15 protein-coding genes and 1 pseudogene are annotated in these 19,721 nt (G+C 53.2%); 7 read left to right on the top strand and 9 right to left on the bottom strand.

Translation table 11 applies throughout. The features are described 5' to 3' along the window. Positions 1-231: 231 nt before the first annotated feature. The gene (locus tag ACQUSM_RS12095; RefSeq protein ID WP_435118894.1) at positions 232-1,218 is read left to right on the top strand and encodes a GDP-mannose 4,6-dehydratase; all 987 of its coding nucleotides are present in this window, start codon (positions 232-234) and stop codon (positions 1,216-1,218) included. A gap of 78 nt (positions 1,219-1,296) precedes the next feature. Here the strand turns inward: ACQUSM_RS12095 and ACQUSM_RS12090 are convergent, their stop codons facing one another. Further along, the gene (locus tag ACQUSM_RS12090; protein ID WP_435118892.1) at positions 1,297-2,595 is read right to left on the bottom strand and encodes a sulfatase; all 1,299 of its coding nucleotides are present in this window, start codon (positions 2,593-2,595) and stop codon (positions 1,297-1,299) included. Between the two features lie 75 nt (positions 2,596-2,670). On the opposite strand from ACQUSM_RS12090, the gene ACQUSM_RS12085 reads away from it, so the two are divergent. Next, the gene (locus ACQUSM_RS12085) at positions 2,671-4,164 is read left to right on the top strand and encodes an oligosaccharide flippase family protein (protein WP_435118891.1); all 1,494 of its coding nucleotides are present in this window, start codon (positions 2,671-2,673) and stop codon (positions 4,162-4,164) included. On the opposite strand, the gene ACQUSM_RS12080 is transcribed toward ACQUSM_RS12085, so the two are convergent. The 3 genes and pseudogenes from ACQUSM_RS12080 to ACQUSM_RS12070 form a co-directional block, all read right to left on the bottom strand. Next, positions 4,161-5,000 carry an FkbM family methyltransferase gene (locus tag ACQUSM_RS12080; RefSeq protein WP_435118889.1) on the bottom strand — a complete coding sequence of 280 codons (840 nt, stop codon included), beginning with the start codon at positions 4,998-5,000 and terminating at the stop codon, positions 4,161-4,163. The genes ACQUSM_RS12085 and ACQUSM_RS12080 overlap by 4 nt on opposite strands. A gap of 251 nt (positions 5,001-5,251) precedes the next feature. After that, entirely contained in the window at positions 5,252-6,193 is a 942-nt protein-coding gene (locus tag ACQUSM_RS12075; protein ID WP_435118887.1) for a glycosyltransferase family 2 protein, read from the bottom strand. Positions 6,194-6,249: 56 nt separating this feature from the next. Continuing rightward, positions 6,250-6,868, bottom strand: a pseudogene (locus ACQUSM_RS12070) (IS6 family transposase). Between the two features lie 127 nt (positions 6,869-6,995). On the opposite strand from ACQUSM_RS12070, the gene ACQUSM_RS12065 reads away from it, so the two are divergent. The 3 genes from ACQUSM_RS12065 (at position 6,996) to ACQUSM_RS12055 (ending at position 11,403) form a co-directional block, all read left to right on the top strand. Continuing rightward, positions 6,996-8,114 carry a glycosyltransferase gene (locus ACQUSM_RS12065; protein ID WP_435118885.1) on the top strand — a complete coding sequence of 373 codons (1,119 nt, stop codon included), beginning with the start codon at positions 6,996-6,998 and terminating at the stop codon, positions 8,112-8,114. Between the two features lie 134 nt (positions 8,115-8,248). Further along, the gene (asnB, locus tag ACQUSM_RS12060; RefSeq protein WP_435118883.1) at positions 8,249-10,144 is read left to right on the top strand and encodes an asparagine synthase (glutamine-hydrolyzing); all 1,896 of its coding nucleotides are present in this window, start codon (positions 8,249-8,251) and stop codon (positions 10,142-10,144) included. A gap of 38 nt (positions 10,145-10,182) precedes the next feature. Beyond that, positions 10,183-11,403, top strand: a complete 1,221-nt coding sequence (locus ACQUSM_RS12055; RefSeq protein WP_435118881.1) for a hypothetical protein — start codon at positions 10,183-10,185, stop codon at positions 11,401-11,403. A gap of 205 nt (positions 11,404-11,608) precedes the next feature. On the opposite strand, the gene ACQUSM_RS12050 is transcribed toward ACQUSM_RS12055, so the two are convergent. Together ACQUSM_RS12050 and aglF are read right to left on the bottom strand one after the other, a co-directional pair. Continuing rightward, the gene (locus ACQUSM_RS12050) at positions 11,609-12,721 is read right to left on the bottom strand and encodes a glycosyltransferase family 4 protein (RefSeq protein WP_435119706.1); all 1,113 of its coding nucleotides are present in this window, start codon (positions 12,719-12,721) and stop codon (positions 11,609-11,611) included. Positions 12,722-12,776: 55 nt separating this feature from the next. Continuing rightward, positions 12,777-13,511: a UTP--glucose-1-phosphate uridylyltransferase AglF gene (gene aglF / locus ACQUSM_RS12045; protein ID WP_435118879.1), complete on the bottom strand. Its 735-nt coding sequence runs from the start codon at positions 13,509-13,511 to the stop codon at positions 12,777-12,779. 85 nt (positions 13,512-13,596) lie between these two features. On the opposite strand from aglF, the gene aglM reads away from it, so the two are divergent. Then, entirely contained in the window at positions 13,597-14,889 is a 1,293-nt protein-coding gene (gene aglM / locus ACQUSM_RS12040; RefSeq protein ID WP_435118877.1) for a UDP-glucose 6-dehydrogenase AglM, read from the top strand. Positions 14,890-15,012: 123 nt separating this feature from the next. Then, positions 15,013-15,207, top strand: a complete 195-nt coding sequence (locus ACQUSM_RS12035) for a hypothetical protein (protein WP_435118875.1) — start codon at positions 15,013-15,015, stop codon at positions 15,205-15,207. Positions 15,208-15,389: 182 nt separating this feature from the next. On the opposite strand, the gene ACQUSM_RS12030 is transcribed toward ACQUSM_RS12035, so the two are convergent. From ACQUSM_RS12030 to ACQUSM_RS12020, 3 genes are read right to left on the bottom strand one after another with little or no spacing between them, the layout of a single operon-like run. Continuing rightward, positions 15,390-17,498 carry a VirB4 family type IV secretion system protein gene (locus ACQUSM_RS12030; protein WP_435118873.1) on the bottom strand — a complete coding sequence of 703 codons (2,109 nt, stop codon included), beginning with the start codon at positions 17,496-17,498 and terminating at the stop codon, positions 15,390-15,392. Continuing rightward, positions 17,491-18,612, bottom strand: a complete 1,122-nt coding sequence (locus ACQUSM_RS12025; RefSeq protein ID WP_435118871.1) for a hypothetical protein — start codon at positions 18,610-18,612, stop codon at positions 17,491-17,493. The genes ACQUSM_RS12030 and ACQUSM_RS12025 overlap by 8 nt, the downstream gene beginning before the upstream one ends. 3 nt (positions 18,613-18,615) lie before the next feature. Next, positions 18,616-19,719: a hypothetical protein gene (locus ACQUSM_RS12020; protein ID WP_435118869.1), complete on the bottom strand. Its 1,104-nt coding sequence runs from the start codon at positions 19,717-19,719 to the stop codon at positions 18,616-18,618. Positions 19,720-19,721 lie beyond the last annotated feature (2 nt).

The raw sequence follows: 19,721 nt of genomic DNA, 5'->3' as shown, positions 1-19,721 counted from the left end.
AACGGGGTGTCAGTCGTTGCGGTAGTAGGGGATGGTTCGCTTCAGACCTCCCCGGAAGTCGACCTCGGGGTCGTAGTTGAGTGCATGGATGTATTTATAGTCAGTCGAGAGAATGGACAAAACGTGGCAGTCGGTGATACGCTGGGGTGTATACTCCCTTGACGACATCGTTGCCTCCGCAGATGACGAAAGAATCGCGCGAGTTTTGTGTTAGTCTTCGAAAAAGCCTGTATGCAGATTCTCGTGACGGGAGGGGCTGGATTTATCGGCGGTCATCTCGCCGAGTCCTTCCTCGAAGACGGTCACGATGTTCGCGTCATCGACAACTTCGAACCGTTCTACGCTGAGGGAATCAAGCGCCATACGCTTGATGTCCATCGTGAGGTGGCGAGCGAGAGCGACGCCAATTATCGGTTTGTTGAGGGCGATGTTCGGAACCCTGAGACGGTCCGAGAGGTCGTTGACGACGTTGATGTAGTTGTCCATCAGGCCGCGCAGGCTGGCGTGCGAGAGAGCGTGGACAATCCTCGGAAGGTGACCGACATTAATGTCGACGGGACGGTTAACCTCCTTGAAGCGTCGAAGGAAGCGGATGTGGACCGGGTGATCCTCGCGAGTTCATCGTCAGTGTACGGCAAGCCCAAGTCGTTACCGTATGAGGAAAATCACCCGACTGAGCCGGTGAGTCCCTATGGCGTGACGAAGTTGGCGCAGGAGCACATGGCGCGGGTGTACACAGAGCTTCACTGTTTGCCGACCGTCTGTCTGCGGTACTTTACCGTGTATGGTCCGCGGATGCGGCCGAATATGGCGATCTCTAACTTCGTCTCGCGGTGTGTGAACGGAGAGGCGCCGGTGATTTACGGCGACGGACAACAGACACGCGATTTCACCTATGTGGCGGATGTGGTGGACGCGAACCGGACCTTGTTGGAGTCAGACGCGGCCGATGGAGAGGTGTTGAACATCGGAAGTTCGGACAACATCTCCATCCAAGAGTTGGCCGAAACGGTGCGTGATCAGCTCGCGCCCGAGTTGGCGATCAAGTACGAGTCAGCTCGCGAGGCCGACGCCGAGCACACGCACGCCTCGGTGGCGAAGGCCCGGGAGCTGATTGGGTACGAACCATCGCGGACGATCGCGGAGGGCGTTGGGGAATTCATTGAGTGGTACGAGGCGAATAGAGTGTGGTACGAGCCGCTGGTGCGGGGGTCATGAGCGAATCCGGACGAGTTACATCGGCACCGAAGTGCGGAGCCGCACCTCAACGGAATATTCATGCACGTGAATAGTTGTCTATATATATCCCATATCTTTCAAATTTTGAAGTACATTTTCATTTAGTTCATCATCATTAGATACATCAACCGGGTTGAGGTTAGATTGATGCTTAATTAACTTCGAGCGGAATGTCTCATTCTTAGAAGCAGGCCCACTCCATGTGTCCTCATCAGGATAGTGGATGATCTTTTTTTCTGGCGATTGCCAGGCAGCGTACTGACGCTTAGGCGGTAATTCGTCTATATCAACGTCAGAACTAATTCGTTCTACAAATGATTCGGGGACACTGTAGTAAGTGAATGCAGTCTCTCGAGAGTTCTTGTTTGTCAGAGAGTGACTGTTTGTTTCCGGAGGTTCTATTCCACAGAGGTCCAAAATAGTGGGAAAAAGATCGTTTAATTGGACTATATCCGAATGATTACCCTGTGCCAAGACATTTGTTGGATCTCGAATAATTAGTGGAACTCTAATAATCGAATCGGAGACGGAATACTGATGTCCAAATATCCCATCTTCTCCAAAACTATCTCCATGATCTCCGAAGATTATTATAATAGTTTCTTTTAGGAGGCTCTCTTCTGAAAGTGTTTCTAATAGATGATTTACCATTTCGTCAGCTTGTTTTATTGTACCTCGATACAGATTTTTTGCGGTATTTACAGTTGATTCGTCGGGCCAGAAATCACCGGTATAGATCTTAGCACGGTTGTTATACAGTTGACGTTGTTTTAATAAGTTATATGTCAGACGAGGAGTTGCGATATTAGTGAATTCTTTGTGTTTTGGATTTGTAGGTATATATGGATAATGTGTATTGTTTAGATGAATAAAATGGCAGAATGGCCTTGTCGAATCTTTAATTTCATTGATACAATTTCTTATTGTGAGTTTGTCTCTGGGAGTGTGCGTGAAACTGGCTTTCCGAAGTTTATTTTCTAAACCTCTATGAGGAGGTGATGAAGACGTATGGTCAAATCCTCTGAGGATATCTCCAGCCTCAAGCCACCCGTTGTAGCCAAACGATTTAGTGTCGTACCCAGTATCACTCATCTTTTCAGGGAGCGTAGGAACATCACCCAATACCCGGTCTTTATCAAATACTTGATGCTCCGGTGGGTAGAGACCGGTGAATATTGAAGCATGAACTTGTAGCGTCCACGTTGAGGGTGAAATGGCGAATGGGAACACCGCTCCGGAACTAGCCAGTGATTCTAGGTTCGGTGTTGTCGCTTCTTCAGAATTAAATACCGAGCAGAAATCCATTCTAAGACTATCAATAGAAATACATAAAACATTAGGGCGGGTTTCAGACATGGGTTATAGAGTTCACCATCACACGATACCTGTATTCCTGGGAGAATATAAGTTGTTATATCCCTCCCCCGGTTAATGACTCCTGTGAACAGAGATATTTTCAGAGGAGTTCTATCTGTTCTTTCTGGAAAAGTAGCTATTCTCCTGATATCCATAGTAACTACACCCGTAATTGTGAGATTACTTGGGCCTACAGATTATGGCGATTACTCATTTGTTCTGTCCGTCCTATCCATATTGAGCATATTTATCGTAACGAGCATACGAACTAGCCTCCGAAAATACCTTTCAGAGAATATTGAAGATAAAAGGTGGGTTACAGCTGTATTCGGAGTATATGTACATATAGGAATTGCTCTAATAATTATATCTGCGATTATCATTGTTCTCGTAGTCACTATATTGCAGAAAGTAGGGTTCATAGGACATCCTATGGACAAATACATGTTGATATTAGCAATTGTTTTGCTTGGGAATCAGATTTATGGCATTTCTTGGAGTTCACTAATGGGCTATAATCTTGAACATTATGCAGAGGGACTAAATGCTATTAGGAAAATCATTCTTTCAGCAGTTGGAATAGGTTTATTACTTACTGGCTTCGGTGTTCTTGGCTTACTTTTTGCCCATGTACTTGCTGGATTCCTTTCTGGTTTACTCGGTATTTGGGCACTACGAAACAAGTTAGACTTGAAAAGGGCCGTGTTTTCTTTTACTGGATATTCGAAAATATCTATGGATCGAATACTGCGGTATAATTTAGCATCTACCGCACTGATCTTATTAACTGCGTCTCTCTATCATACAGATATCATCCTGTTGAGAGTCCTTACAGGAAGTACAGAAACAGGTATATATAAAGCGTCACTCCAGATTGCTGAATTTCTCTGGTTCGCACCGACTGCAATTCACGCAGTTTTTGTCCATTCAACGTCAGAACTTTGGGAAAATGGCCAGATCCAGAGGATAACTGAGTTGGCATCAATAGCTACTCGTTACACTCTACTTCTCTCTCTATTGCTTGCGATTGGGCTCGGAGCCCTAGCGGATTCACTAATACCCATTTATTTTGGTTCAGAGTTTAACCGTTCTATTGGTCCATTATTAATATTATTACCCGGGGTTATTGGATTTGCGGTTGCAAAGCCGATCTACGCTATTGGGCAAGGTAATGGAAGGCTTCGAGCACTCATTCTGGCGACCGGAATTGCCTCTCTCATAAATCTCGTACTCAACGCAGTACTTATCCCTAAATACGGGATTTTCGGTGCAGGGGTATCAACCAGTATCAGCTATCTTTCTATGATATTTTTACATATAATGAGTGCCCAAGAAATTGGGTTTAATCCAATTGCAGATCTCCGACTCTTTCGAATCATAATCGTCTCCGTCACTTCTAGTACTATCATATATATATTTGATAGATTAATTCTAAGTGATATAATATCTCTAGTTATTATTCCACCAATAGGGTTCCTCATATTCGCAGGACTATGTATCACTACTGGAGCAATTGATAGTGATGAAGTAAAGACAATTTTTAATAAAATAACGAATACTGAGGTCTAAACTGATTTTTCTCCCAGTAAGAAGTACTCATCACCTCGTTCATCAATTCGTCGGATTTGGAATCCAAGGTCTGTAAGAAGAGACTCAACGTCTGATCTAGTTTGATCAAAGCCATCTAGTTTATCATCGTGAATCTCACAATAGATATATCGACAGCTTTCTTGGATTGTGGAGGATAAACCACGAAGCACTTCCAATTCGGCACCCTCAACATCAATCTTGATGACTGTTGGTTTCGGGAGTCCACGTTTTTTGATTACCAAGTCACCCCTGATAGTCTCGACTTCAATAGTCTGCCCGTTATCGTCGGTTACAATAGAGTGCTCACCCTCACCAGCCTCGTTACCTGTGAGAGCGAGATCGACAGTACCGTTGGTGTTAGACAGTGCGACCTGGACGATTTCAGCGCCAAGACCGTTTATTTCGAGATTTTTCTGTAGTGCATCTACGTTTTCCGGTTCAGGCTCGAACGCGACCGTTCTTCCCGGGCCGAGCTCGGCGGCAGCAAAGCAAGTGTAGGTTCCAACGTTCGCACCGATATCGTAGAAAATATCGTCCGAATCGAGATTTTTCAGTAGATCTTTAACGACCGAACGTTCGCCAGCGAGATCGCGAAAACGCATAAACTCGGAGAACGTATCGGTTCGAAAGTCTATTGATCGATTAGCAATTTCATGTGTTTGTGTTTTTTCAGAAAGGGCATACACGAGTTGCCAGTATGGCTTCGAGAGGAGTCTGTTTAACCCCGTTTTACGGATGGCCTGACGAACTCTGCCAGAATAGAACCGAGATCGCATATAGCGCAGTTGTTCTCCTAAATTAGAAGTTGGGGACATTCTATTGCCGTTAAAAGCTAATGAGATATAAAGTATTCGTCGATTCTAATCGAGCATTTAACACAATTCTAATCCTATAAATTTTAATGTGTAACTAATTCTCCTGTTAGCACCGAATATACGGAAGAGAATTGATTAAATGGCCGAGTCACCAACAATAGGAATGCCGGGTACAAAAAAGAACGTTCTGTGTCTCGTGACGATCGTCAGCAAACAGCGTGTCTTTTCAAAGAGTGACAAGCATGTGATCTCTATCGGTCCGAGACGAAAGGCCAATATCGACTTACCATCTGTACCACCTTTCTTCTCACCTTTTTAGCAACTGAATAATGAGGTCCAGCAACTACAAAATGTTTATAGAAACTCAGATTCCATGGATACGCACGAATCGCTTGGAGAATATATCGTCGTGCCGTGGTGAACTCGTTATTAGTCAACGCAATATATGCGAACCGGTATTTGAGATGTGCGATAGCTACCTGCGCCTCGTCAACTGACTCAGCGCGATCTTTGAGTCGTTGCTTAAGAGTTTGATACGCAACTTCTCGATCAGGACCAAACGTCTTGCTGATATGACCTCCTTCTATGTGACGGATTGTTAATGGTTCCTGAATAGGGACGAACTTGATAACGTCGCTTAATCGAAGGTACCACTCCCAATCCTGCCAACACGCAAGGTCAGGATCAGGGTAGCCAATCTTGTTAACGACTGAAGAAGAAATCAATAGTGACGAGAACGTACCAACAACATTATATCTAAGTAATTTTGTTTGGATATCACCGCTGTACATAGCCTGGTCCAGCTGAATCAATTCGCCGTCGGAATCAACGTTTTTAACAGTCGTATACGCTGCTTCTGCGTCACCTGAATTGATAGCATCAATCTGTTTGGTTATTTTTTTGGATCTCCACTCATCGTCAGAATCTAAAAACGCGATGTAATCGCCATCTGCAGCTTCAATACCCGTCGTACGAGCTATATTAGCCCCCTTGTTTGTATTATGTCTGATAAACTCGTACGGAATATTTTGTGGCGCATTAATGACTTCTGAAACGGGGGTATCCGACCCGTCATCCACTACAATTAGTTCGATATTTCCGTACGTTTGGTCCCTGACCGAATTGATTGCCCGTTGTGTCCGTTCAGGGCGGTTGTACGACGGAATAACAGCGGAGACTAACGGCTCCGTCATCTACTATGATAATGAAATATGTTATTGAAAAACTTGCGGTGGCTGTTGGGTACTCTTCAGATTAGCTGATTTTGACAGAAGGCTTCTGCGAGAAGTCGGGATTCGGCGGCTGTTGGCTCGATGTTTCAGAAGTAGGTGGCGAACTGGTTGGTTCGGCGTTTGAGTTGTTTACACAAGCGTTCGATGGCGTTCCGATTCCCGTGTGTAACGTGTTGGAATCGGGGTCCGTGGCGGCGACAGGCTTCTTGAAGCTACTGCGGGCCATCGATGAGAAATACGGCGTCTTTGATGTCGTGTTTCTCGCGTAGCTTGCCGAGGAAGATCTCGGAAAGACTGAGATTTTGTGAGATTCTAGGGAAAAATTCGCTCGTGCCGGGATTGACCGCAACGTACAGCCAGTCTGTTGATCATTGATCTGCATCACAATCTCGTCAACTGCAACTTGATCTGGGCTCTTGATGGGCTTTAGGCCGGCCTTCTGCACCCAGTTATGAATGGGGGAACGAACCGATTTACACCCAATCGATAAAGCTCTGCGACATTATTTGACTATAAGAACTCCGCTAAATAGAGTCGAATCCCGAGCTTCATCGCACACTCCGATGACGCCTCTCGCTAGATAAATTCTAACTCGAAACAGCCGGTAGTTCGCTTGAGGCGGTCAATTTCTTGCATAGCTCACTATAAATCACACCGCTCACCCTTCATGCTTATCTGAGCAGCGGCTTTATCCGGAGGATCATCTAGAGCGATTCGAATTAGATTCAGTCGACATAAGTATCATCACTTCTTGGTCTGGACTATGTGTAAGGACCTGCGAGTTTGTTTTATAATAAATTCACTCTCATACGGCGGAGCAGAGAATTTATTAGTAGATTTGATTGATGAGTTGGAAGAACCAAGCTTCGAAGTGGTCCATTTCGGTGGCGATGAATCATTACGCTCAGATCTTGAATCGGTTGGTGCTGAGGTTCACTCTCTTGATGAAAACTTTCGATTTGATCCACGCTCAGCATACCGTCTTGTACAACTTCTTGGAGATCGCGATTTTGACGTTATTCATCTTCATCTCCCGTACTCACAGACATTGGGACGTCTTGCTGCCCAAGTGAAGGAGGACGTCATAGTAGTAAGTACACAGCATAATATGCCCTCCAATTACCATATCGTGACACGAGTAGGAGAACGACTTACACGGCCACTAGATGACGCAACAGTTGCAGTATCGTGTGGTGTTGAACGCGCTTTTACAGGGACTACCCACGAACCGAACAATCCACAAAGAGGATGGTCCACAATATATAATGGAATAAATGTGGATAAGTTTAAAAAATCAGTTAATTCTGCTAATATTGATAATATCCGGGAGCGGTACGATATAAGTAGTAACGAAAGAGTGTTTCTAACTGTTGGCCGGTACGCTCCAGACAAAGGTCAGAAAGATTTGATACAGAGTTTCGCATCTTCACAGACTAATAACTGTAGGTTGATGATTGTTGGACATGGACAATTAGAAGAAAAACTCATTTCAAATGTTAAACGATTAGGTGTAGAAGATACAGTTCACATAACTGGTCGGGTTGAAAACGTGGAACCATATTACAAACTCTCAGATGTTTTTGTTTCTTCATCATATTCAGAAGGAATGCCAGTTACCCTTATTGAGGCAATGGCATCTTCATTACCGATTATTGCAACGAATATACCTGGAGTCCGTGAACTTATCATTGAGGGGGAGACTGGATATTTGTATCCAGCAAGTGACATGGGGGAACTCACACAACTGCTTGAAGAGATGAGTTCAAAAGACGATCTGGAACAGTACGGAAAGGCTGGATATATTCGGGCAAAAGAATTATTTGACATAGAGCAGATGGCAGAATCATATCTGAAATTATACCAAATTCTATATAATTCATAGAGGGTAAATAATTCACATCCTAACAACTAAATTTCCATCTTTCGATATGGATATTCAAAACATGCAAAATAGTACATGCTTTTACACTATCTAAACGGACATTCTCTTATATATTGATCACTTTGAACCCAGTAATGTGTGGAATCTCTGGTGTCTACGCCGCCCACGATCCTCCCTCGAAAACCGAACTGGAGTCGATGAATGCGTGCCAGCGTCATCGAGGTCCCGACAGCGAGGATTACTTTCTCGACGATCTACTTGGTTTCGCACACAGTAGGCTCAGTATCGTTGGACTCGATATGGGAGATCAGCCGATAGAAAACGAGGACCGGTCCGTCGTCGTCATCTTCAACGGAGAAATTTACAGTTATCTAGAACTTCGTGAGGAACTGGAATCCGCCGGCCACACCTTCACCACGGACACAGACACAGAAGTTCTCGTACACCTCTATGAGGAACATGGGCCTTCGTTCGTTTCACGGCTTGACGGAATGTTCGCGTTTGCGCTGTGGGACAGAGACGAGGAGCGACTGATCCTTGCTCGCGACCCGCTCGGTATCAAGCCGCTACTTCTCGCCGATGACGGCGATCGGATCGGGTTCGCATCTGAACTCCCGTCACTTCTCCGATCAGATGTCGACCAAGGTGGACTTGATGAGACTGCGATCTCGGAGTACTTTTCGCTCGGATTCGTGCCGGCACCCAGAACCGCGTTCGAGAACGTTCGGAAGGTTCGTCCCGGTGAAGTGGTCACGATCTCCGGGGAGGGAATAAAACAAACCCGTTTTTACGAACCGTCTATCGACGCTGTCAACGACTCGTTCGACGACGCGAGTTCGACTCTCCGAAGCCTCGTCACTGACGCGGTGGAGAAACGGTTGATGAGCGATGTCCCGCTCGGGACATTCCTGAGCGGCGGCATCGACTCCTCGATCGTTACTGGAGTAATGTCTCAGCTCTCCGAGGATCCAGTTCGGACCTTCACTGTCGGCTTTGAGGACGACCGATACGACGAATCTGATATAGCCCGGAGTGTCGCCGAGTACCACGATACAGACCATACCGAGTACGTGGTTTCCTCCGATGACGTTCGCGAAGTGATTCCGTCGGTCCTCGATCGGCTCGGTGAACCCTTCGCGGACCCATCGTTAATCCCGACGTATGTTGTCGCGCGCGAAACGAGCCAAGACGTCAAGGTCGCCCTCTCCGGAGACGGTGCGGACGAACTGTTCGCGGGATACAATCGCTATCGCGGGGAGTACTATTCTCAACTGTATCGGAAGCTACCGGACCCGATTCGATCGGCACTGATCGAACCAGCAGTGAACCGGCTTCCGGCTTCGAGAGAGTCACGTATCGGTGAACTCCTCAGAAAGGGCCAGGTGTTCGTTGATGCCGATGTAGATGATGCCCGCCAGCGACACTTCCAGTGGGTGCGGAAGAACTCGGAGAACACGGATTCTGCGTACGTGAATTGTGATCCGACGGCCGCTGGATCGTCCGTGATCGCTGGCGAACACGAAACCGTCACTGAGTGGCTACCGAAACAAAGGGAAAGCGACCTTGACCGGATTATGGCAGTCGACACGTATCATGGGCTGCCGAACCAGATGCTCCAGAAAGTCGATCTGGCGAGTATGTACAACTCCTTGGAAGTTCGCGTTCCGTTTCTCGACACGGCAGTCGTCGAATACGCCCTTGGACTCCCGACAAAGTACAAGATCACCGCACAGAACCGAAAACGGATCCTGAAACACGCTTTTGAGGACGTACTACCCTCTGAAATCCTCTCTAGATCGAAACAGGGATTCGATATGCCGATCGGTAGCTGGTTCAAGAATGAATTGGCTGATGACTTTCGATCGGTCGTGGCTGAGTCGACCGCAACACAGATCGATACCGGGGCCGTTCTCGATATTCACGAACAACATATGAGTGGACAGCGTGATCACGAATGGTTTCTCTGGAACGTATACGTCTTCGCTCACTGGCACCGACGAATGATTTCGGACGGATATCTCTCTGAGTGAACGAGGGCTTTTTATCAGTTTGATCCTCAAAAGTCAGTATGGTCGCTACGGCAGTTCTGGTCACTCTGTTTCTGCTCCTTTTAATCACGAAATGGTATGGAAACCACCTGTATCAGCTCGCTGCTCTCCCGGCATTTTTTGGTCATTTGTTCGTCTCGATTGTCGTTGTTCCGCGGCTCCCCTACACGTGGGATATTGGCCAATTCCATACGGTCGCCTCCGGAATTGTATCCGGCAACCTCGTGTCGGCCTCCTCAACAGTTACCGCCTATGGCACGGTCCAAGGACTACTCTACGTCTTCTTCCCTTCACAACCGACCACCGCCGCAGTATTCAACGGCTTCTTCGCCGTCCTCGTTTACATCCCAGCTGCCTACCTATACCGTTCGCTCTACCCGTGGATGACCGAGCACAATTACGGAATTATGGCATTAATTCTCTATCTCCCTCTTCCCTTCCTCTTTTTCAGCCTTCCAATGCGAGACGCACTCTCCGTCTTCAGTTTCATTTCATTTCTCGCGCTCGCAGTGTACGTGCTTCGTGAACGGGATATTGCTGTGGGACTAACGATCCTTCCCCTGTGGGGGATGATTTTTCTGTTGCGACCCGAACTTGGACTGATCGGGCTTATTGGGTTCGGTGCTGCCGGTAGCGTAGACCTCATCCGAACGCTAAAATTAGAGCTATCGATTCCGTCATTAGCGATCGTGCTTAGTGGTATCGGTGCGATCGGATTCGGCCTGTTCGCCGAAGTGCTCTATTCCTTTGAGAGTGTCAACGAGGAACTCGCTTACCGTGCAAAGGGCGGCGCAGTCTACCTTGACGGAATGCAGTACAACTCGTGGTTCGACTTTCTGCTCGCAGCTCCTGGCCGCGCTCTCTACTTCCTGTTCACCCCATTTCCCCTTCACGTTGAGTCGATATTCCACTTGCTCACGTTCACCGCGACACCGATCGTAATCGTTCTCTTCGTCAGCGCAGTTCGATCACTCTACGAATGCGAGTTCGACGAGCGGATTGCAGTCCTCCTAGTTGTCGTCTTCCTCACGGGGAGCGCCGGCTACGGTGCGATCAACTCCAACTTCGGAACGGGTGTTCGCCATCGAGTCATTTTTGAATTCATCCTCATCATCGTTGCTGCACCCGTAATCGATCGCTGGGAACTACTCGTGCGTCAGTGGCTCGGTGTAGTTCCATGTAATCGCAGCGAGCACGACGAAAAGCAGCGCGAAACTCAGGAACTGGATGGTCACGTGTAGCCCCGAGGAAAGTATCCGAACAAGGCTGGCAAGTAGTCCCAAACTGAGGATCCCTACCAGTACGCGCTCGTCGTTCAGCGCTCGTACGACAAAGCTCTTTTCGGCCCACTCGGCGACCGTTGTCAAGACCCGATACAGGAGTGATCTCTTAATGATCTCTACCGGGCTCGGTCGCATATACACCCAATGTGAGGAGAGCGATTACTTATGAATTGTTCTCGGCGAGCGATTGGAGATGTTGAGTCGTGTGCTCAACCGTGTCGGTCCACTGATGATCGCCCGATACGACCTGCTTGGCCGGTTCACTCGAATCCCCAATCGCTCCGATCATCCCGTCGGTGAACGATTCATCCCCGCTGGCGGCGATGATATGGCTTTGGTTCCCGATTGTCGATGTAACCTGTTCTAAGTCGCTCATTACGATCTCCACCCCACTCGCTATTGCCTCCAACACTGTCCTCGGTACCCCTTCCGCCCGACTCGGCAACACCAACACGTCCCCACTCCGGTACACCTTCGGCATCTCGTCGTAAGGAACGTGTCCAAGGAACGTCACTGAATCACCGATCCCCAGATCCCTGACCTGCGCTTCCAGATCATCGCGTAACGCCCCCTCGCCACATAGGTACAGTTCCGCGTTCGGGTACTCCTCCAAAGCCTCCGCGAATGCCTCGACCGCCAGCCACGGTCGCTTTCCCTCCGCAAACCGCCCGACGAACAACACAACGGCCCCATCGGCGTCGATAAACTCGCTCTCGGGTCCCTCCGGCGTGAACCGTTCGGTGTCGATTCCGTTGGAAACGACCTCGATCCGCGAATTCACGCCTAAATCCCGTACCCGCTTTCGGTCCACGTCGGTGTAACAGAACACCACGTCCGCCTGATTGAATGTCCACCGCCCGATCGTCTTCAGGTACAGCGAGAACAGTCGCTTCGGTGCATTCTGGCTGTACAGCCCGTGGTTCGTAATCGCCAGTGGAACATCACCGAGCCGCCGCTTTAGCGCCGCAAGGTTCGTGACGAAGTAGCAGTGCGAGTGTGCGTGCATTACGTCGAAGTCGTCACTTCCGACGCCCCACAGGTATCGCGCGACCGCGGGCGAGACGTCGTTTCCAAGTAGTGTCACACCTGGAGAGACACGGATCACTGTGTACCCGTGCGTCTCCTCGATCCGCGGCAGCGACGGGTCCTCGCGCGTCGTGAGCACAGTCACGTCGTGGCCCATCTTTGCTTGGTCCCTCGACATGGCGTGGACGTGGTAATCACCACCCCCCTTCGTGTCGGGGTAAATCCACGGTGCGACCCGAAGAATACGCATTACGTTGTCGTAGTTATCGTCCGAACACAAGTGTGCCGATTTACAACGGAGGATTTCACGAATTTGCAGCTTCCACTTCTTTTTCCTGTAGCCGCTCCTCCGCTTCTTCCCGATCCTCGGGATACCCAACGTCAATCCGCCACCCTTCCAGACCGATCGCATCAATCGTCCGCCCACTCTGAATCAACAGATCGATCGCCTCCGAGATCTCGTACTCGCCACGGTTCGACGGCTGCACTAGGTGACACGCGTGGAAGATAGCCGGACTGAACGTGTAGAACCCGGTCATCACGAGGTTCGACGGCGGATCGTCGGGCTTCTCGACCACATCCGTCACTTCGCCGTACTTGTTCGTGTCGCACACCCCATACCGACTCGCTTCGTCCCAGTCGACCTCCTCCACGAGAAACGCCGCGTCGGCGCGATCTTCCTGCTGGCGGCGAACTACGTCCTCCAGATTCGCCTGGAAGACGTTGTCGCCGAGCATGAGCATGAAGTCGTCATCGATGTGCTCCTCGACGGTCAGCAGCGCGTGCGCTAGCCCCTTCTGTTCGCGCTGGTGGGCGTACGTGATCGGGATCCCCTCGAACTCGTCACCGTAGTGGTCGATGATGTCCTGTTTCCGGTAGCCGACAACGACGACCAGCTCGTCCGCACCGAGCTCTACAAGCTGCTCGAAACAGTGCGTCAGAATCGGCTTGCCGTTGACTTCGACCATCCCTTTGGGGTTGTCCTCAGTAAGTGGACGAAGCCTCGTTCCTTCACCAGCTGCCAGCACGACCGCTTTCATACTGTGTGAAGATTCCGCTACTCGGTGTTAGGTCTATTGACTTCGTAACCAAACGCTGAAGCGCTACCCCGCGAACTTCCACGTAATGCGCGTCAGCATCGTCGGGAGCGGCTACGTCGGCACGACGATCGCCGCCTGTTTCGCCGACATGGGTCACGACGTTGTCAACGTCGACATCGACGAGGAAACCGTCGACGCGATCAACGACGGACGGTCGCCGATTCACGAGCCCGGCCTCGACGACCTCCTCGCGACCCACGGCGGTGACGCACTTACGGCAACCACGGACTACGAGGACATACTCGAGACAGACATCACGTTCCTCGCGCTCCCTACGCCTTCCAGAGAGGACGGTAGTATCGATACGTCGACCATCGAGGCGGCTGCCGAAACCCTCGGTGACACCCTCCGCACGAAGGACGGCGATCATGTTGTCGTCACGAAGAGCACGGTTATCCCGACGACGACCGCGGAGACGCTCGCGCCGATCCTCGCGGACGCTTCCGGAAAGGAGCTCGGGGAGGACCTACATACCGCGATGAATCCGGAGTTCCTCCGAGAGGGGACAGCTGTGAAGGACTTCCGAAACCCGGACAAGGTCGTCTTCGGAACAGACGACGACACAGCACTCGATGCACTCTACGAGGTTTTTGCCCCCCTCGTTGAGTCCTCCGACATACCGGTCGTCGAGACGGGCGTCGAGGAAGCCGAGATGATCAAGTACGCGAACAACGCGTTCCTCGCGAGCAAAGTCAGCCTCATCAACGATATCGGGAACATCTGCAAGGAGTATGGCGTCGACGCCTACGAAGTCGCCGACGCCATCGGCCTTGACGAGCGTATCGGCGTGCGGTTCCTCCGGAGTGGCCTCGGGTGGGGTGGCAGCTGCTTCCCGAAGGACACGAAGGCCATCATCCACGCCGCGAACGACGCCGGCTACGAGCCAGCGGTGCTCGAGGCCGCCGTCGACGTGAACGATCGGCAGCCTGAACGACTTCTCTCGCTGCTTGACGATCACGTTGACGTGGCAGGCGAGCGTGTCGCCGTCCTTGGACTCTCGTTCAAGCCTGGAACCGACGATGTCCGGAACTCGAGAGCGATTCCCGTCATCGAGGGCCTTCAGAAGCGTGGTGCGACTGTCGCTGCGTACGACCCCGTGGCCGCCGAGAACATACGCGCTCACTTCCCCGACATCGAGTACTCTGACTCGCCCGAGCACGCACTCGAAGGCGCAAGCGCATGCCTCGTCTGTACCGATTGGGACGAATTTGCCGCACTCGACGACGAGTTCGACGCCATGGACAAGCCCGTCGTCGTCGACGGCCGCCGCGTCATCGAACGCCGCGATGGCCTGACCTATGAGGGGCTCACCTGGTAAAACCTCAGCTATAGTCGGTGAAGTGACAAAACCCCCATAGAGAAACAACCGCTCGACTTTGTCGACGGAACACTCGACACGGTGGGGTGTGAGGGACTAAGGAGTAAGTGCCGAGACGACCAGATGACCACTCTGTTAGTCCGGCGAACATTCGACATGGGGGTGGGGAACCACGACGATATCGAAGACGGGTTCGACTGGTCGTACGAGGCGAGATTTACCCGTGGCAACCTCGACGCCATCGTCTTCCTCGGGGAGTGGGGTGGCGCTGATCCAAGCGACTACAAGCCGGATCGACCGACCCGCATTCAGTATTGAGCCACTTCTCTCTCACGTATCCCGCGGAACTCGCTATATCGACGCCAGCAGTCCCTCTCACTACCGAAGGAAGGCTTAACCAACACTTGGGTGCAGATGGAGCAACTGTTGGTTAAAACCCGACGAGAAAACGCTAGACAGAATGAAGTTCACGAGGATTCCCATGATCCATCCGTCGTCGACTACTCGTCTGCTGAACCCCGCCGATCGTTCGTACTCTGTTCACTATCGGCGCCGGGTAGCGACGAGGGTGCTTCCCCCGCCGGGTCGAAATCGATCACTTCCTTCTCCTTGGGCATCGCCTCCACCGTTATCCCGCGCCATTCCCCATCGACGCCGACCAACGCCTCCGCGAACCCGGCATCCTCGTTCCCCGGTACTGCGTCCTGCACATACCGCATCTGGGCGTAGTTCAGTCCGAACTCTTGGGCCCACGCCTCGTCCATCCCGTCCAACCGGTGGAACTGCTTCACCGCACACTGGTCAAGAATCGCCTCACTCTCGGCGTGCTCGAAGAACTCGTCGACGGTCTGGGTCACTAGCCGAATCGACAGATCGTGATGGCGGTGATGTCGAAACACCGTCTCCAAGAACGCGAGACTGGCGGCGTCCTGCATGAGGTAACGGGCTTCGTCGATGTAGAACACGACCTCCTTCTCGGACACCTTCGCCCGTTCGTACACCAACGAGATCAGTAACTGCATCGTCAGCGCCGTCCCACTATCCACACTTCCCTCCTGCTGGGCGAGATCGAGATAGATCACCTTCTCGTCCCGGATGTCGAACTCGGACTCCGTCCCCAGATTCGCGTGGCGCCCGCCCTCCTCGAACGGCCGCAGTTGGTCGAGCAACCACGTCGCATCCTCTTCGATCTTCCCCGCCTCCTCGTCAGCCCGAACCACGAACGCCTCGGGATCCTCAACCATGTCCTCGAACACGTCCAGCATGTCCCGGATCGTCGGACTCTGATTCCCGTGCGTCGAGATGTCGTCAGTGATCCCCTTCCGCTTGTACGCACGCTCGAGCCCCAGCTCTAACGTCGTCCGTCGATCACCCAGCGAAATCCCCCGCAACGCGAAGAAGTTGGTGAGGAAACTCATCGCGTCGTCGAGCTTCTCGTTGAACGGGCTGGCGTCCTCCCCCATCGCACGCTGCACACGCTCGGGCGTCTCCCGAATCTCGAGCGGGTTCAACCCCAACGTCCCGCCAACCGTGATCCGCTTCGCGTCCAGCGCTTCGGCGACGCCGGCCCAGTCGTTCAGCGGTTCGAGGATGACGCCGATGCGATCCCGAGACTGCTCCATCGACCGGATGAAGTTCTGCTTCGAACTGAACGACTTGCCCGAGCCGGGATCGCCGACCGTGAACATCGCGTAGCCGTTGTCCCGCGCGAACGGGTCAATGACGACCGGACTCCGCGTGTCCTTGTGCATCCCGAACTCGACGCCACCTTCCTCGAGTATCGTTGCGTTGTGCGGTGACGCCAGCAGCGCGCCGACGGCCCCGCCGAGCGCGATCGATTCCCGCCCGAACTCGTTCGCGCCGATCGGCGCCGCCGACTGCAGCGCCACGTCCTGCCGGCAGATCGCCGTCTTCGGCGTGAGGTTCGCCGGTTCGTCGCGCAACGTGCTCTTCACCTGCTGCACGTCGTCCCGCAGCGTCTCCCGATCGTCGGCACGCACCGTCACGAACACACCCTGATCGAACACGCGCGCCCCGTTCTCGACGGCCGTGTACGTCGCCGCCGCTTCGTCCGCCCGCTCTTGGAGGTACGAACTCCGCACGCTCTGCTCCAGATCGGCGTCCACCTGCAGGTCGTCGGCGATCTCCTGCAGTTCGGTCCGCGCTCGCTCCTGATTCTTCGGCGTGATGTGGGCCGTCAGATCGAACTGCACGTCGGTCAGCTCGAACAGGTCGGAGAGGTAGCCGTCACTCGGGTAGTCCGGGTAGTCGGCAATGTACAGCGTCGACGTCCACTGCTTCCCAACGCGGGCGGCGCGCGTTTCCCACTCGATGGCGGCGGGCGCCGTGGCGGTCTTGTGGGACTCCGCGATGTCGTCGAGGAGTTGCCCTTCGGCCTCCCCATCCGCGAGCGTCGCCTCGTCGAGGACTTCCGCGAAGTCCACTGTCGCCTCGTCGTCGGCAGCGTACCGACCCCGAAGGAGTGTGCCACCAACAACGACGGCGCCGATGAGCACCAGATAGACGGCGGCGCCCTCGACGGTGGTCGGCGACGCAAGCCACTCTCGGAGCTGACTCACAACGCCCGGCTGGACGAGCACGCTATGCATCCTGTCCCTCCTCACGGCGCGAGTGGCCGACGACCGGCTGGTCGCGAACGACGGCCTCGGCGTCGCCGTAGTCGTCCTCGCGACCGTTCCAGAACGCCATGTTCAGGACGAACAGTTCGACCGTGCTGAGCCGGCGGGCTGACCAGCCCGACGCCTGCTGGATGAACTCCGTTCGCACGTCGGCAACCCGACTATCCAGTTCGTCGAACATCCGCGCCCGTCGCTCGGTGTCGGTGAGGTCCTCGCGCCGCGTCACGAACGGCGTGAACAGGATGCCCACCACGGGGAGCTGCGTCAGTTTCTCGGCCGGCGTCGCCTCCTCGCGGTAGCGGTCGTACACGTCCAGCGGCGAGACCTCGACGCCGATGTAGTACTGTACCTGTTGGATCCCCCGGTCACGCATCTCTTTCGGCCGCGTGTCGCGGTACTCCTCGAGCAGTTCCCGGAAGATCGGGTTCGCCTCGACGTCCTCGTCGTTGAGGCGGTCTTCGATCGTCTCAGTCAGCTGTGCCACCGGAAACGACCGGGTTGTCGCGTGGAACTTCAGCTTCGCGTCGAGTTCCTTGTTCGCGAACGCCGCGCCGGCCCCCTGCAGCTGAGCCCAGTCCTCGGCCATGGCGAAGTCCATGTTCCCCGGGTCGACCTCGATGAACGCCTCCATCGTCCCGTCGGCGCGCTGCACCGCGCCGGCGCCGGGCCACGCCCGCTCGATGTTGGTGAGGTCCTGCGTTCGCTCGTCCGGCGTGAACGGCGTGTAGTTCGCGAGGCCGCCCTCGTTGCGTTCCGTCTCGTTCGTCGTCCCGTCGGCATCCGCAGGCGCGCTGAACGTGAACCGGGGGCGCTTGAGGTACTGATACACGTCGGTCGTCCACGTCCACGCGTTCAGGTGCTCGGGCGTGACGTAGACGAGCGCCGTGCCGAACCCCGCCCCCGCAGCGATCAGGGGGAGCGCGAGTGATTCGACGCCGGTGAGGCTGGCGAGGAACAGGCCGGCAATCGGGAACGCGATCAGGACGCCGACGTCCCCCTCCTCGATGTTGAGGTAGGGGATCCGGCTCTCCTCGCCGAACTGGTCCATGATGCGTCGTGGGGCTGCGTCGTTGTCTGAAGCCATGGATTAGTTGATCCTGCGGTCAAAGTCCATCCCGTCGTCGTCGTTCGGTTCGCTCCCGCTCGGGTCGTTCTCGGTTCGCCGGTAGGAGGGCTCTCCATCCCCATTGCTGTCCTCACGTCGAGCAGCGGCTTTCTGGGCCACGGCCTGTCCGGCAGCGGCTTTCGGCCCCAACCGCGCGGCGGTCGTCGCGACGCTCGCGTTCCCGGCGTACGCGCCGGCGGCGACGCCACCGACGAGGGCCGCGCCATGGGTGACGCCGCTGAGGGCTTTCGCGGTCAGTGGGGTGGCGTACTTGAACGTCTGCCACGTGGCGTAGAGGGCGACGACGGGGAGGGAGACGGCGACGAGATACTGCAGGAACGCGGTGTCGGGCGAGAGGCCACCCGTCGAGTAGACGATGTCGTACCCCTTGAACACGATCGCCGCCGGCAGTGGGAGGACGGCGAGTGGAACGAACCGTTTCGCGAACCCGTGGCCGATCCGTGAGAGTACCGGGACGTTGCCGTAGGCGACGGCGATGGCGATCGGCATCCCGTAGAGGTAGACGTAGAGCAGGATCTCCCGAATGTAGAGGAGTGCCTGCAACGCCCACATGGAGATGCCGCCGGCGAGCGCGAAGAGGAGGGAGAGGGCGGGGTTGGTGATAGATGCTTCTAAGAACCTCGTCATCGCGCTCTTGATTACTGTAAACTCTGGCAGAAGTGCGATTGTGAACCCGTTGATTAGATACAGCGCCAGCGTTCCGACCCAGTACCACACGATGATTAGGAACGCACCAGACCAGGCAGCCTTCTTCGTCTTTTGTGCCTCATACGTGCTCCCAATATTGAACACCCGAATCGCGTGTCGTCCTTGGACACTCATCACGAGAAGTAATAGAGAGATGACGATGATCTCGCCACCAACGAGTGTGTCCTGCAGCTGTATCCAGGGTTGGTTCGTCGGATCCCCAAACACAAATGGGCCATTCGTTTCAGGGGTTGGTGTCCCAAACATCGCTTCCGATAGAGTCCGGTAACCCGAACGCAAACCGTCCATGAACAGGCCGACAAACCAATCAACCGAATTCTGAATTCCCTCTAGAACTACGTCAATCAGGTCAACCATGG

It is taken from the genome of Halolamina sp. C58 (genome assembly GCF_051195095.1).
In the GTDB taxonomy this organism is placed as follows: Archaea; Halobacteriota; Halobacteria; order Halobacteriales; family Haloferacaceae; genus Halolamina.
Note: the sequence above shows the minus strand (reverse complement) of the source record. Positions and strands in the feature narration are given on the sequence as shown.